At 66.3% G+C, this 14,369-nt stretch carries 12 protein-coding genes and 1 pseudogene; 6 read left to right on the top strand and 7 right to left on the bottom strand.

The genetic code is table 11. The features are described from left to right. Nucleotides 1-43 precede the first annotated feature (43 nt). Nucleotides 44-238 carry a hypothetical protein gene (locus tag ACRWK7_RS16070; protein ID WP_431857276.1) on the bottom strand — a complete coding sequence of 65 codons (195 nt, stop codon included), beginning with the start codon at nucleotides 236-238 and terminating at the stop codon, nucleotides 44-46. A gap of 188 nt (nucleotides 239-426) precedes the next feature. Between ACRWK7_RS16070 and ACRWK7_RS16065 the strand changes: the two genes are divergently transcribed. The 3 genes from ACRWK7_RS16065 (at nucleotide 427) to ACRWK7_RS16055 (ending at nucleotide 3,857) form a co-directional block, all read left to right on the top strand. After that, the gene (locus ACRWK7_RS16065) at nucleotides 427-1,431 is read left to right on the top strand and encodes an AAA family ATPase (protein ID WP_431857275.1); all 1,005 of its coding nucleotides are present in this window, start codon (nucleotides 427-429) and stop codon (nucleotides 1,429-1,431) included. Beyond that, on the top strand, nucleotides 1,421-2,302 hold the full coding sequence (locus ACRWK7_RS16060) for a ParB/RepB/Spo0J family partition protein (protein WP_431857274.1): 882 nt from the start codon (nucleotides 1,421-1,423) through the stop codon (nucleotides 2,300-2,302). The genes ACRWK7_RS16065 and ACRWK7_RS16060 overlap by 11 nt, the downstream gene beginning before the upstream one ends. Nucleotides 2,303-2,685: 383 nt before the next feature. Beyond that, nucleotides 2,686-3,857 (top strand): IS3 family transposase gene (locus ACRWK7_RS16055; protein ID WP_431857273.1). Its coding sequence is split into 2 segments (ribosomal slippage): nucleotides 2,686-2,971 and nucleotides 2,971-3,857, totalling 1,173 coding nucleotides; the frame shifts between segments, so codons are not numbered across the junction. Nucleotides 3,858-3,884: 27 nt separating this feature from the next. Here ACRWK7_RS16055 and ACRWK7_RS16050 read toward each other — a convergent pair. From ACRWK7_RS16050 to ACRWK7_RS16035, 4 genes are all read right to left on the bottom strand, one after another. Then, nucleotides 3,885-4,553 carry a site-specific integrase gene (locus tag ACRWK7_RS16050; protein ID WP_431857299.1) on the bottom strand — a complete coding sequence of 223 codons (669 nt, stop codon included), beginning with the start codon at nucleotides 4,551-4,553 and terminating at the stop codon, nucleotides 3,885-3,887. Between the two features lie 144 nt (nucleotides 4,554-4,697). Then, complete coding sequence (locus ACRWK7_RS16045; protein WP_431857272.1) at nucleotides 4,698-5,120, bottom strand: RNA-guided endonuclease InsQ/TnpB family protein; 423 nt, start codon at nucleotides 5,118-5,120, stop codon at nucleotides 4,698-4,700. Between the two features lie 807 nt (nucleotides 5,121-5,927). Continuing rightward, on the bottom strand, nucleotides 5,928-7,196 hold the full coding sequence (locus ACRWK7_RS16040; RefSeq protein ID WP_431857271.1) for a helix-turn-helix domain-containing protein: 1,269 nt from the start codon (nucleotides 7,194-7,196) through the stop codon (nucleotides 5,928-5,930). 341 nt (nucleotides 7,197-7,537) lie between these two features. Then, entirely contained in the window at nucleotides 7,538-8,773 is a 1,236-nt protein-coding gene (locus tag ACRWK7_RS16035) for a plasmid replication protein (protein ID WP_431857270.1), read from the bottom strand. Nucleotides 8,774-9,605: 832 nt separating this feature from the next. Between ACRWK7_RS16035 and ACRWK7_RS16030 the strand changes: the two genes are divergently transcribed. The 3 genes and pseudogenes from ACRWK7_RS16030 to ACRWK7_RS16020 all read left to right on the top strand — a co-directional run. Continuing rightward, nucleotides 9,606-10,424 carry a helix-turn-helix domain-containing protein gene (locus tag ACRWK7_RS16030; RefSeq protein WP_431857269.1) on the top strand — a complete coding sequence of 273 codons (819 nt, stop codon included), beginning with the start codon at nucleotides 9,606-9,608 and terminating at the stop codon, nucleotides 10,422-10,424. A gap of 11 nt (nucleotides 10,425-10,435) precedes the next feature. Then, on the top strand, nucleotides 10,436-11,080 hold the full coding sequence (locus ACRWK7_RS16025) for a hypothetical protein (protein WP_431857268.1): 645 nt from the start codon (nucleotides 10,436-10,438) through the stop codon (nucleotides 11,078-11,080). 376 nt (nucleotides 11,081-11,456) lie between these two features. Beyond that, nucleotides 11,457-12,266: pseudogene (locus ACRWK7_RS16020) on the top strand (IS5 family transposase); the annotation flags it as partial. 180 nt (nucleotides 12,267-12,446) lie between these two features. Here ACRWK7_RS16020 and istB read toward each other — a convergent pair. Next, the gene (istB, locus tag ACRWK7_RS16015) at nucleotides 12,447-13,178 is read right to left on the bottom strand and encodes an IS21-like element helper ATPase IstB (protein ID WP_431857267.1); all 732 of its coding nucleotides are present in this window, start codon (nucleotides 13,176-13,178) and stop codon (nucleotides 12,447-12,449) included. Beyond that, a partial coding sequence (gene istA, locus ACRWK7_RS16010; protein WP_431857266.1) for an IS21 family transposase occupies nucleotides 13,165-14,369 on the bottom strand: 1,205 nt, incomplete at its 5' end. The genes istB and istA, both read right to left, overlap by 14 nt.

Here is a 14,369-nt window from a genome sequence, read left to right as displayed (position 1 = left end):
GACCCTACCCCGCCGCGCCGGCGCCCGGCAACCCTGGCCGCCGTCAGGGCGCCTTCGCGCTCCGCGGTGCGGCCGCCTGCTCGATCCGACCGAAGAGCCCCGCCGCGTCGGTGAGCGCTGACGCCGTGCCGCGCAACGCCTGGCGCGGCGGATCGACCCGCCAGCGGGTCGCGTAATCGTCGCCGTGCCGGGCGTAGATCGTCTTGCCGCGGTCGGGGGTCTCGTAGATCACCGTCATTGTTCGCCTCCAGTGTCCGGAAAGGATCACGTGGCGACGACGGCGCGGCGCGGCGACGGCGCAGACGAGGTAGGCGGGTCCATTCCACCGCCGCGGTGCCGGCGCGCGATCACGGGACGCTTCCTTGACGGAAGTTGCGACTACCCGTAAGGAGAGGGACCGGCGGCGCAATTGGTGACGAGGACGGAATGAAGGGCGCGGATCTGCGGGCGCTTCGCGAGGCCCGGGGGCAGAATCAGGTCGATCTGGCGCACTGGCTCAACGACCAGATGGGCCGGCGCTACGACAAGCAGCGCATCTCCAAGTGGGAAAACGACTCCGAGCGCATACCGCAGGCCGTTGCGACGTTCCTGCGCCAGCACGCGCCGGGTCCGGAGCCGACGGCGGGGCCGGCCTACATCGCCTGCGTCACCAACCAGAAGGGCGGCGTCGGCAAGTCGGTCACCGCGGTGAACACGGCGACCGTGCTGGCCCGGCTGGGGTACAAGACGCTGCTCATCGACGGCGACCCGCAGGCGAACGCAACGATGCACCTAGGCATCGACGCGTACGCGCTGGAGGAGATGGGCAAGACCCTGAATTACGCTTTCGCCGGGTCCGCGTCGCTGGCGGACATCGTCGTCACGATTCCGGAGAGCGGGCTCCATGTCGCACCGTCGTGCATCCGGCTGGCCGAGACCGAGGTGCAGCTGATGCTGGATCCGGCGGGCGCCCACGCGCTCAAGGAGATCCTGGCGGCGGTCCAGAAGGACTACGATTTCATCCTCCTCGACACCCCGCCGAACATCGGCCAGCTGACCATCAACGCGCTGACCGCGTCGCACGGGGCGCTGGTCCCCTGCCAGACGGAGCGCTTCTCGGTCGTCGGCATGCGGTTCCTGTTCAGCAACATCGACAAGATCCGGCGCCGCACCAACCCGGGCCTGTCGGTACTCGGCATCCTGCCCTCGATGTATCAGGCGCGGCAGGTAAACGACCGCAAGACGCTTCAACAGATCCATGAGGAATACAGCGGGCTAATCACCGTCTTCCCGCCGATCCCGAAGATCGCCGTCTACGCACAGGCCACCACCATCGGCAAGGCGTTGATGGACGCCGCGCCGGACTCGCCTGGGGCCGCGGTCTACAACACCATCGCCACCGCCCTGATCCACGAACGCACCAACCGTCTGGAGCCCGCCCATGTCGCGTAATCTACTGTCGAAGGGCAAGGCGGAGGCGCCGGATTCGTCGCGGCAGGCGCACGGCCACGCGCTTTTCGTGCTCGCCAAGGGCGGCCCGCAGATCGTCGAGGCGGAGATCGACAGGATCGTCTCCAACCCCGGCCAGCCGCGGCAGTCCTTCGACGAGGACGACATCGCCAGCCTGGCCGAATCCATTCGGACCTACGGGCTCCAGCAGCCCATCGGCCTGCAGTCCCTGCCCGACGGCCGGTGGCAGCTAGTGTTCGGCGAGCGCCGCCTGCGCGCGATAAGGCGGCTCGAGCGCTCGACCATCGCCGGCATCCTGGTGTCCGGCGACCTCGACGAGATCGCGCTCATCGAGAATGTGCAGCGGATCGACCTCAACCCGTTCGAGGAGGCGTTCGCCTTCGACCGCCTCCGCCAGCGCCACGGCTACTCGCACGACGCCCTGGCCAAGGTGGTCGGGCGCTCGAAGAGCATGGTGACCAAGACCCTCATGCTGCTCCGCCTGTCGGACTCCGCGCACGAGGAGTACATGGCGGCGGCCGACAAGCCGACCTTCCGCGGGATGTACGAGGTGGCCGCCATCGCCGACGCGAGCGAGCGGAACACGGCGTGGAAGGGGCTGATCGCCGGCGGCACCGCGCCGGCCACCAGCGGCGAACGCGAACCGGCCTCCAACCGCTTCGGCAACCGCAGCGACCAGACGCTGGCGGGGCTCAGCGCGCTGTCGATTCGTGTCACGCGAAATCTGCTGCGCGCCCGCGATACGCTAAACGCCATGCAGGATCGCCGACCCGATCTCAAGGACTTCGACCGCGAGATGCTGCGGGAGATCCGCGACATGGTGGATGCCCTGTTGTCGCAGCAGGAGGATTGACCGCGACCGTTGGACCGGTTCACCGTGAACCGGCTCGCTCCACACCCGTTCTCGATCCATACGCCGCCAGACGGGAAGACGGCAGGCACGCCGGAGGCATTGGCCTGCCGCGCAGGGCATGCGGGAATTTGGCAAGGGCGACGTGCCATCGACGCAGTTCATTAGCTCCTTACGAGCGCCTCATGAACGATACCAGCCAAGCCTAAGCGGCTCTGGCTGGAGTTTCGGGCCTCGCGGCCCAGGCCGGTTCCCGACCTTTGAGCTTCAGTCCGGCGGTCAGCATTGCCAGGGCTGCCGCTTCATCGCGTGACGCGACGAAGCCACAGCCGCAGCGGTGCGTCCGCTCGGACTGAGCTTCCCGCTGGGAGCGGAGAGGTTGGACGATGACGACGAAGCTACGCTTCTTCACGGAGGAGTTCAAGGTGGAGGCGGTGGCACTGCTGGAGAGCAGCGGCCGGCCCTTGGAGCACGTTGCGAAGGAACTGGGGATCCAACCCTCGATGCTGCGCAACTGGCGGCGGCGGGTTCCCGGGACAGGGGGGCCGCCGCGGCTCCCCATCAAGCAGGCGGCGGCCCCCCTGTCCGCCGGCGATCCGTCGGCGGAAATCGCTCGACTGAAGAGAGAGCTTGATCGCGTGCGTATGGAACGGGACATATTAAAAAAAACTGTGAGCATTTTCTCGGAGCCTCTGAAATGAGGTTCCGGATCATTGAGGACTGTCGTGACGAATACCCGGTTCGGGTGCTCTGCGATGCCCTCGGCGTGTCGCCTTCCGGCTACTATGCTTGGCGGTCTCGGCCGGAGAGCGCGCGCAAGGCTGCGAACCGTCAGTTGCTGGCCGACATCCAGCGCCTGCATGACCAGCATCGCAAGCGCTATGGAGCCCCGCGCATTCATGCCGCCTTGCGGGCACAGGGCCGGATCGTCAGCCGCGGACGGGTCGAACGCCTCATGCGCCATCATGGCATTCGAGCCCAGCGTCCCCGCGCTTACCGGGTCTGCACCACCGACAGCAACCACGCCCTGCCGGTCGCCCCCAACCTGCTGGACCGCGACTTCTCGCCCGCCACGCCGAACCAGGTCTGGCTCACCGACATCACCTACGTGCCGACCGACGAGGGGTGGCTGTACCTGGCGGTGATCCTGGACCTGTTCAGCCGCAAGGCGGTGGGCTGGGCGATGCGCGATCACCTGCGCACCGAGTTGCCGTTGGCGGCGCTGACCATGGCGCTCCAGCGGCAGCGCCCCGCCCCCGGCCTGCTGCACCACTCCGACCGCGGCAGTCAGTACGCCTCGGCGCAGTACCGCAAAGCCTTGAAGGAGCACGGCATCGTCCAATCCATGAGCCGCAAAGGGAACTGCTGGGACAACGCCCCCATGGAGAGCTTCTTCGGAACGGCCAAGTCGGAGTTGGTCCACCACCAGCGGTATCCCACCCGCGAGGCCGCCAAGCGGGACCTGTTCGCCTACATCGAAGGCTACTACAATCGCCAAAGGCTGCACTCAGCCCTCGGCTACATCACCCCAGAGCAGGCCGAGCTGCGGGCTGCGTAATCCGGTGTCCACTCGCGCGGGGGAAGCTCACGCGAAGCTGTGGCGCAGCGTGTGGACGGTGACGTGCTTGACCAAGCCGGCGGCTTTGCAGGCGGAACGGCAAGCGGCGTGTAGCACGGTCTGGTCGATGTGGTGATCCTCGTCGCGGCCGGGGAACAGCCAGTGGCGCGGCTTGGCCAAGCGCCAGTAGACGCGCAGGATGCCGAGGAGTTGCACCGACAGCATTGCGTAACGGTCCTTGCCGCTCTTGCCCTGCTCGATACGGATCAGCATGCGCGAGCTGTCGATGTCGGCGACCTTCAGCGTGATCACCTCCGAGACGCGTAGTCCGGCCCCATAGGCCGTCGCCAGCGCGGCGCGGCTCTTCAAGCTGGGCACCGCCTCCAGGAAGCGCACGACCTCGTCGGCGCCGAGCACCACCGGCAAGCGCCGCGGCTCGCGGGCGTAGGCGATGCGCTCCGGGACCTCCGCCTGCCCGAGCGTGACGCCGTAGAAGAAGCGCAGCGCCGCGACCGTCTGGTTGAGGCTGGCCCAGGAAATGCCCTGGGAAATCAGCTGCACTTGGAAGGTGCGGACCTCGTCCAAGCCGAGCCGCTCCGGCGACCGCCCGAAGAAGCGGCTGAACTTGGCGACCGCATGGACGTAGGACCGTTGGGTCGCCGGCGACAGATTACGGACTGTCATGTCCTCAATCATGCGACGGCGCAGAGGGCTCATCTCAGCCATCGGAGGCTCCTGTCGTGAGACGGGGCGGAAATGCCCGCATCCCTCCTGACAGAAGCTGATCCGACTCCGTCGCCCTATACCGCGTCAGCGGTTTCGTTCAATCCCCTCAGTGAGTCAGCGCCAACGCTCGCCGGTATCACCTGGACGGAACGAAAAACCATCACCGTGCGTTTTGAAGCCGAAGCCAGGGAAGCGGTCGCGCCCCTTGAACCGGGGGAACCCCGGCGTTTGCCCCGCCTTCACGCGCCGGAAGAAGGCGGCAAACGCCTTGTCGAGCCGCTTGAGCGTGACCTGGGCCGACTGCGCATTGAGCGCCAGATACTCCAGGTGCTCGTGGCGGATCTGGGTGAGGCTCTTGCACTGGTCGGCGAACGAGAGCGACAGGCCCGCCTTGCGATACGCGCTGATGCGCTCCTCCAGGGCCGCGTTGTAAAGCGCCCGGTGAAGACCGCACATCCGCTCCAGCGCCGCCGCTTGCGTGACGCTCGGATACAGACGGGACGTGACGCGGCGATGGACAGACGGCACAATGTTCATTGTATGTTCTCGCACGGCCATGTGCAATGAGCGCGCTCTGCGCGCTGGCGGCCTTCACCACCAGCCAACCGCTACGAGGTCTGGCTGGAGCACTGGCCGCCGTTTCGGTAGGAAGCTATTTGGAGTTTTGTCGCGCCAATCAAAATTTACAAGCGAATTTCGTTGATCGCGCGGGCGCACGTCTATGAAGTCTGTTCGTAGCGTCACTTGGGTTTATGCTCGCGGTTATCGGCTTCGATCGCCGCAGCCACCGCAGCACATGATTTCGACGTCCAGCTTATCCGCTGCAGGCCCGAGGAGGCCGACTGCCTTGCGGACGAAATTGGCGTAGGTGTTTTCCCCAATCTACCAAGCTATACAGAGTGTATGCTATCCTCATACATTGTGCTCTTCGCCTCATTTGACAACAGGAAAGCGGCCTCGACTTACCCCAAGACACCGGAGATCGCTCGCGGACTCTTGAACCGCCCCCCACCCGCTCTGGCCACCTATAGGCGAGCTCTCCTGGCGCTAGCCTCATGCCTCGGCGCAAATAGTAGGAATTCTGTCCCGCGCGACAAAACTCCAGGGCTCGCGCGACAAGACTCCAGAGGAAAGTGCCCGCCCAATGGCCTGGAGGATTGCTAGGGCGCGACAAGATTCCAATGAACCCCCGACTTAATGGTGCATCCGCTAAATCCTTGAGAGGGCTGGGACGGCGGCCGACGGCGTCCTCAGATGAAGGGATGCTTGTGCCTCCGGCGCCTGCCAAACAGCCCTCCAATCGGTTTGTGGGGGCGCGACAAGACTCCAAGCCCATCGCCCTCGTCAGACTATGGTCGCACGCCAGAGGCGGTCCAGCTTGCGCTCCGTGGCGCGCTGCAGCACGCCGGCCGCTTCGAGGTCCTGGATTAGGTCCAGCGCCGAGCGATAAGTCATGCCGAGCCGCCGTTCCACCGCACGAGTGCTCACCATCGGCTGCTCCCACAGGAAGTCAAGGAGCTGCGGCAGCCGGCCGGTGGAGCGCCGGGTCCCAGCGCGCTGCCGGCGCGTCGGCCCTCGTGTGTCGCTTCGCCGCTTTGGAAGCCGTGGGACCACGGAGGTGGCGGCGACCCATGACTCGTGCCTAGCCTCGATCTGAGCCGAACGCTCGATCTCAGCGCCGACGGCCTCGGCGGCGAGCCCCGCCATCCAAGTGATCCAATTGTCCTCGGAGCCGCCGAGCGCCGTACGGTAACCGGTGTGATCGCGGCTCCACCAGGCGACCATTGGGAGGCAGGCGCTGTTCAACCGGCATGCCCGGGCTATCAGGTGCGGCGCCGCCAACCTGGCGAAATGAGCCCACCAGCCGCCATGGGTCTGGCCAGCAATGTGACGGCGAATGGCTCGGCTCGGCTCGTCCTCGTCGACGACGATCGGCGCGGGACGCAGCTCTTCACGCGCGCCGTGCAGCCGATACAGCGCCCGCGCAGCACCGGCCAAGCCGGGATCGACAACTAGCGCCTCGTCAATCAACCGCAGGGCATCGTGCGAAATCTCCCGCGCGCTTGCCGTCCAGGGCGCTGGCAGCTGGCTGTGTCGTGCCTCGTACCAGCGCGCGTGGACCTCCTCCAGCCAGGGCAGCGTCCATGCGGTCAAGGCGTGGACCTGGGGCGGCTCTTCGCCGGTGGGTTCGTCGGTCCCGTAGTCGGTAAGGGCGGCTTCCGCCTCAGCGAGCAAGCGCCGGGTCTCGCCGGCAATCGACGACCATGCCGCCACCGTTTCCGGCCTCAGCCGGCCGTCGGTCGGAACGTCCTCCGGTGTTGCCGGCGTTGCCGTGATCCTGCCGTGCAGAGCCAGCAACACGTCGTACAGGAGTGCCGCCGTTCGGGCCTTGGCTCGCCGTGGAAGGTCCACCTCATCTGGAGAGATCAAAGCCAGCAGCAGATCGTCCGCTCCCACCAGCTCACCGTCGAGAGCGGCCATGGCCAGCACGCTGCGTCGCGTCGCGTCGCAGGCGTGCCGGCGTGCCCGTGCTGTGTCAGACAGCAGGGCATCGAAACGCCCCAGTCCACGCTCAGCGGATAGGAGATCGGGTAAAGTGCGCTGCGGGATCATGGAACATTCAAGCTACGGCATCGGTGCGACATGGAACTATATGTCGAACCGCCGCCCGCATGTCAGTCCACCTCGTCCAACCGCTCCGGTTTTGACTGGTCGAACCCACTCGAAGTGGGAAGGCGGACCTCGGTTTCGGCGGTATAGAGGCGTGGCGAAAGGGCGCTTGGAAGATCCCTAAGCGAACCGCGCGCAGCCAGTGATCCAAGAATCACATTCGTTCGGTCTTGATGACGGGTTGAGGCTCTCGCCCGGTTCCCGCCGCATCGCCTCGAACCAGTGTGGGGCGCAGGATGATAGGACCACGGAGGGATGCTGACAACTGTGTGCGGCCCGTTTACTTACGGCTTTTCGATGACCGGAGCCGGCAGTTCGAGGAACTCTACCTGGCGCCGCGCGGATGTTGCGGCTACTCGATCAACCATCACGAAGTCGCCCGTGGACTGGCTGTCAACCACGGCCTCCAGGATCTGTTGGCGGACCTCCTGCAGCCGGACGGCAGCATCGACCTCACGTAGCAGGTTGGCCGAGGGCGTGAGGGTGTAAATTTCGTCCACGACCGCGCGGTTCTCTTCGACGCGCTCGATCTCCACGGTAACGATGCCCTCCGCCTCCAGGGCCAGAACGGCCTTGCGCACCACCGTAAGCGTGTCGCGCAGCCGTGAGCGCTCGTGCATGCCGCTGTCGCGCTGGATGGCCAACGCGCTGAGCGACATCGGTTGCGGATTGTCGGAACCCTCGTACGCTACCGAGAGACGCTTGTAGAGCCAGCGGCTCACCGGCGAGCGCAGGCGCATGAGCCAAGTGTACGAGATCGAACGGTACCGCATCGCCCGGATGGAGGCCGCCACCAACGGGTTGAAGGTAACGTAAGTCTCGGTATTTCCTGTAACGCCGGAGCCGGCCCGGCTGCGGAAAGCCAGCACCGGAAATACCGAGGAGTTCAGCACCGTGCCTCCGCCACCCTCTGCCATACTGATCTCAATGACCGACTCCCGCAGGATCTGCAGGGCGTCCTTGATCTCGTTGATGTTCAGGCTGTGGCCTACCTCGGCGAGTTCACGCTGGAGTTCATAGAGGCTGAACGTCGCCATCACCTCACCGTCCCGGCTCAACGAAAGGCGGCGCTGACTGGTGGCAATACGGCGGACAACTTCCTCAACGATCTGCTCGCGCTCACTCGGGAACAGGTAAATCCACTTGTCATCCTTGCGCGCGCCCTTGGCGGAAGAGTCCTTGAGGACGCCCTTGCGCCGGTGAACGGTTGGGCGCCAGCGGAGTTGGGCCGGCTTAAGGGTGAGGTTGTACGCCTTCCCGTCGAACTTGAACTCGCGCTCGACCGGCGTATCGGACAGCGAGGGGGCCTGCACCTCACCCTCCTTACCTGGCTTGCGGAATACGTAGCGGGGCGCAATGTCGTAGAGGCCGACGGCATTCGTGCGGCGGTGCCGCGGGCCGGCGTCAGGAAGGGCAGGATCGTCCTGGGGCGGGAACAGAACCAGTTGCAGCGCGATCTCGGCGTCCATCTGTGTCGCCGTCCGTGTCTCGATATCTTTCATCGCGCGCTTCGCCACCATCGCCGCCCCCTTCAAACTCGACGAAGCATAGGTCGCGCCGACGGCTCCGCCAATGATTCCACTCGACTCCATCCTCCTGGAGTGTGGGAGGAGCGCGCGATACTGTGGGAGAAGCGCGCGCACATATGGGAGAATCGCGCGGCAGACTGGTAGCCTCCCGAGTCGCGCAATCCTCCCACATAGTCAGCGCGCCAGGAAAAGCGCGAATCGGGAACCGGACTGGAGCGTGGCGTCAGGCACTGACCAAGGCAATCTCTACAGCCTGCGTCCAATCACCCGCGCGTTTCTCCCACACTGTCGGGGGCGGCACCATTCCTGGCATTTTCAACGGTCCTGCTTCCAGCGCGCGTTTCTCCTACAGGCGGAAAGGCGGAAACGGGTGGGGTACATGCCAGCATTTCCAGTCCGCGCAATCCTCCCACATGCTTGTAACCATCTGCGCGTTATTCCCACAGGTTTCCCAGTACCGAAGGCTCCGGATATGCGCGCTTTCCTCCCATATGCCTGTTTCCAGGCGCGCGTTCCTCCCACCTGTCTCCAGGGCTCCTAAGGCCATCAGCTCACCGTCGCACGACGTCTGGTTACGTCCCGCGCCCGATTCGCAGGCCCTGCGCGCGCTGCTCCTACATGACCGCGCGATCCTCCCATACAGCCGCGCGATCATTCCAGAAGTACGCGCGCTTCTCCCACACAAGCGCGGGCTACTCCTACCTATGGGAGGATCGCGCGCGACTGTGGGAGCAATGCGCGGCTTTGCGCACCCCCCACCCCAAGGAATCCTACCCGGTAAGAGGGCCGGCCCGACCGGCACAATGGATTGGGGAGCACCACGATGACGACCACTATCGCTACCGATTTCGACAGCAGACGCTGGGGGCGCATCCCGGCTTGGTGGCTGGATCACCCCGACCTCGACGCCGACGGTTTCGCCGTGCTGTCGGCGCTGGCCACCTTCGCCGACGAACATGGCGTGTGCTGGCCCAGCCAGTCCACCCTGGCAACGAAGTTGAAGCGGTCCAGGCCGACCATCAACCGCATCCTCCAGCGCCTCGACGACCTCGGCCTGGTCTCCATCGAGCACCGCCGCGGCCGCGATGGTGCCCGCCTGTCCTGCCTGTACCGGCTGCGCTTCACCCACGACGGCGCAGCGGCGGAACCGCGGGCCGATCCTGCCGCTGCGGCGGCGATGAACAGGGATGACTCGGCGGTGGACGCCCCCTGTCCGCTTCTGACTCAGGAACAGGTCCATTTCGAACAGATTCCAGACTCGCACGCTTCGAGCGGGTGCGAGCCGATGCTCGATATGCCGGTTCAGGCAGTGCCTGCGGAGTGGATGCCGAACCCCGAGGAACTAGCCTGGGCGCAGGCCCGGTTCGGCCACGTCGACCTGGCGCAGCATGTCGATGGCTTCGTTCTGCGCTGCCGAGCGCACGGCTACCGGTACAGGGACATCGGCGCCGCGTGGCGTGCCTGGCTGACGCAGGACGCCGCGGCTGGCAAGGCGCCGACAAGCCGCGGCGCGCCGCTGGCCGGCGTTCCCGCTGCGTCGCCAGCTCGCCCCCGTGAAACCGCCGCCGAGCAGCGCCTAGGCGCCTGGGCCGCGGCTGCCGCCGAACTGCGCCAGCGCAGAGCCACCCCGTTCCGCACCTAACGGAGGTCAGCATGTCGACCAACATTGCCACGTTTCCTGGCTGCCGGCCCCCGGTGACCTTCGACCCGAGCCTGCCCGGACCGGACCGGCACGCCGCGCTGGTTGCCGCCCTGCCGGCGCCGCTCCAGGAGGTCCTGGCTGCCGGCCGTGTCGAACGCCGACCGCGCTTCTCCGATGATGGCTTCGAAGGGTTGGCAGAGACCTGGTCGCCACCGGCCACCGTCACATCACAGCACGCGGCGCTGGCGCAGCGAGCGCTCGACGACCTGACCGGAACCGCGCTGGCACCTGCAAGCACCGACCACCTTCTTGCGCGCGTGCTGGCATTGCTGAGTCATTTTCCTGCCAAGGGGATGACGCCCGACGTTGAACGCCTAGTGGCGCTGGACTGGGCCGACGACCTCGGCGAATACCCGGCCTGGGCCATCGACGCCGCGGCGCGCCAGTGGCGCCGGACCAGGAAATGGCGTCCCTCCATCGCCGAGATGCGGGCGATGTGTGACGACATCTGCCGACAGGAGCGCGCTCTGGCCGAGCGGCTGCAGGCGGTGGTGCTGCGGGCCGGCCAGCAGGACCGCGCGCGTGTTGGGCTGATAAAAGCGATCGCGGCCGAGGCTATCCAGCGGATGGATCGTGCCCCGGGGCGTGGTGTCTGAGGGGGCGTAGGTGCTCTTCGGCGGGCCGAGGCCGCCGGTCTACTCCGCTGCGATCGACAGCGGGTCAGTGGCTGGAGGGTGGCACAGCTCGCTCAGCTCGGCTTTGCACGTTTACTCTGGCGTAGCCGCTGTGGTCGGATCTTGCCGTGTTTGCAGGTGCTCCCTGATGGGTCCTACCTCAGCCGGCTCTACGCCAAGGCTCGTAATCGCCGGCTCGATCGCAACGGCATCACAGTCCGCGTCATCGAATACCATGTGGATGGCCTGCCTGGAGCCGAGCCCCTGTATCGGCTGCTCACCACCATTCTGGATCCGGACAGTAAGAGCCCGTTTGGAAACGGTTGGCGGTGAGAGCGTGTTATGATTCAAGCTTCGTATGTGGACCGAAGCGACGCGCGGCCGGATGGCCAGGATCGAGAAGAAGACGAAGCGGTATACGACAGACCTGACCGATGAGGAATGGTCCCTGATAGAACCGCTGATGCCGAAGACGGCGGGCACCGGCCGCCCGAGGGATGTGAGCCTTCGGGAGGTCTTGAATGCGTTGCGCTATCTGGCGCGGACGGGGTGCGGTTGGCGGATGTTGCCGAAGGATTTCCCGCCCTGGCAGACGGTGTACTGGTGGTTCCGGCGGCTCGTGCGGCGGCTGCTGTTCCAGACGCTCCACGACGTGGCGTTGATGATCGACCGTGAGCGGGCCGGCCGCGAGGCCAGTCCGAGCGCCGGCGTGGTGGACAGCCAGACGGTGAAGGCGCCCGCCGCCCGCGAGCGGGGCTACGATGCGGGCAAGAAGATCAGCGGGCGCAAGCGGCACATCGCGGTGGATACCGATGGCCGCCTGCTGATGGTCAACCTGACCACCGCCGACCTCTCCGATTCCGCCGGTGCCCAGCAGATCCTGGACGCGCTGCGCAAGCGCTGGCCGTGGATGAAGCATCTGTTCGCCGACAGCGCCTATGACCGGACCAAGCTGATGGACAAGGCCGCCTTCCTCGACTTCACCATCGAAGTGGTGCGCCGCACCGACAGCGATCCCGGCTTCAAGGTCGTTCCGCGGCGGTGGGTGGTCGAACGGACCTTCGGATGGATGACCCGTTGGAGACGACTGGTTCGAGATTACGAGGCTCGGATCGACGTCTCCAAGGGCATGATACAGCTCGCTATGGCAAGCCTGCTACTCCGGCGAGTTTGTCAATCGGCTTGCAATATCCAGCCAGCATCGGCGTCCAATTTCCAGCCACGCTTCCGGTTGCAGAACTCGTTGTCCAGGGAGTCCACGGGAGGGTCCCGCGCGCGCCGCGGAGTGCCCTCATAGCTGACGCAGCGGCGCGCGTGGGAGGGACCTGTGGGCCCCCCTGGGCAACGCTCAGGAGCGGGTCTTAAACCGCCAGCTCTCGTTGCCGGTCTCCAGGATATCGCAGTGATGTGTGAGCCGGTCGAGCAGAGCGGTGGTCATCTTGGCATCGCCGCCGAATACCGACGGCCACTCGGCAAAGCTCAAGTTCGTGGTGATCAGCACCGAGGTCTGGGCGTACAGCTTGCTGAGCGCGTGGAACAGCAGCTGGCCGCCACTTTGGGAAAAGGGCAGGTAGCCGAGTTCGTCCAGCACCACGAGATCAACGCGGGTCAGCTGGTCGGCGAGCTTGCCGGCTTGCCCGGCCCGGGCCTCGGCCTCCAGCCGGTTCACCAGGTCGATGACATTGAAGAACCGGGCGCGTGCGCCGCGGCGCACGCAGTTGGCCGTGATGGCGATGCACACGTGCGTCTTGCCGGTGCCGGTTCCCCCGATGAACACGGCGTTGCGCTGGGTCTGCAGAAAGCCGCCGTCGTGCAGGTCGCGCACCAAGCCCTCGTTGAGGGGGCTGGCGGTGAAATCAAACTCGGCCAGCGACTTGGCCAGGGGCAGCTTGGCGGCGCCGAGCTGATAACGGATCGAGCGCGCCTGCTTCTCCGCCCACTCCGCCGCCAGCAGATCACCCAGGATCTGCTGAACAGTGCGTTGCCGCTTCAGCCCGTCGCTCATCACCTCGTCGTAGGCGGCGCGCATGCCGGCCAAGCTGAGCTCGGCCATCATCGCCATCAACTCATGCCGTTCCATGGCAGCCCTCCCGCACCGCGCGCAGGCGGTCGTAGCGCCCGCAGTCGGCGGTCGGCTCGATGGACAGCGTCAGCGCCGCCGGCACCGCCATGGCCGGCGCCGGGGTGACGTCGTGGCGCCGGGCGAGGATGTTCAGGATCACGTCCCGGCTGTGCGTGCCGCTCGCCAGCGCCTCGCGGCAGGCGGCCTCCACCGCCTCCAGGCCGTCGGTGAGGATGGCGGCGAGCACGCCAACGAACTGCCGGTCGGCGTCGTCGCCGCGGCCCAAGCGGGTCCGCACCTTCGCCAGGGCTGGCGGCAACTCCCAGTCCCGGAACGGCGCCCCGTTGCGCAGTGCTCCCGGCTTGCGGGCGAGGACCGGCAGGTAGTGTAGGGGATTGTAGATCGTGTGGCCGTGCCCGAAGGCCCGCGGATGCTCGGCGATGATTGCGCCGTTGAACCACACCACGATCCGCGTCGCGTAGGCCCGCACCTGCACCGGCTTGCCGGCGGCGACCGCGGCCACGCTGTAGCGGTTGCGGTCGAACTGGATCAGGCAGGTCTTCGACGCGCTGAGCGTGGTCTCGTGGAAGCCGTCGAAGGGATCGCTCACGGTGAGCAGCGCCGGCCGCTCCGCTTGGAACACCTCCCACACCGTCCGGCTCCTATCCTCGGGATGCGGCGTCTGCTGGGCCCAGACGCTCACCTCATCGCGCAGACGGTCGTTCACCTCCTCCAGCGTCTTGGCGCGCAGCCGCGGTGTGAAGAGGCGCTGGCGCAAGGTGCCGACCTGGTTCTCGACCTGGCCCTTCTCCCAGCCCGAAGCCGGGGTGCAGGCCACCGGCTCGACCAGGTAGTGCGAACACATTTGGGCGAAGCGGCGGTTGAAGCGGCGCTCCTTGCCGACGAACACGGCGTCGACCGCCGTCTTCATGTTGTCGTAGATGCCGCGCTCGCACAGGCCGCCGTAGAACGCCGCGGCACGGGCGTGGGCGTCGAACACCATCTCCTGGGTCTGGCGCGGGTAGACCGCCACGAACGGCATGCGGCTGTGGCACAGACGGGCATGGGCCACCTGCACCTTGGTCGTCACGCCGTCCAGGATGATCCACTCCTCCGCCCAGTCGAACTGGTACGCCTCGGCGGGAGCGAAGGTCAGCGGCACGTAGGCGTCCACCGGTCCGCCCGGCGGCTGGCGCTGCTTGAAGCGTT

The sequence above is a fragment of the Azospirillum sp. genome (genome assembly GCF_050789165.1).
Note: the sequence above shows the minus strand (reverse complement) of the source record. Positions and strands in the feature narration are given on the sequence as shown.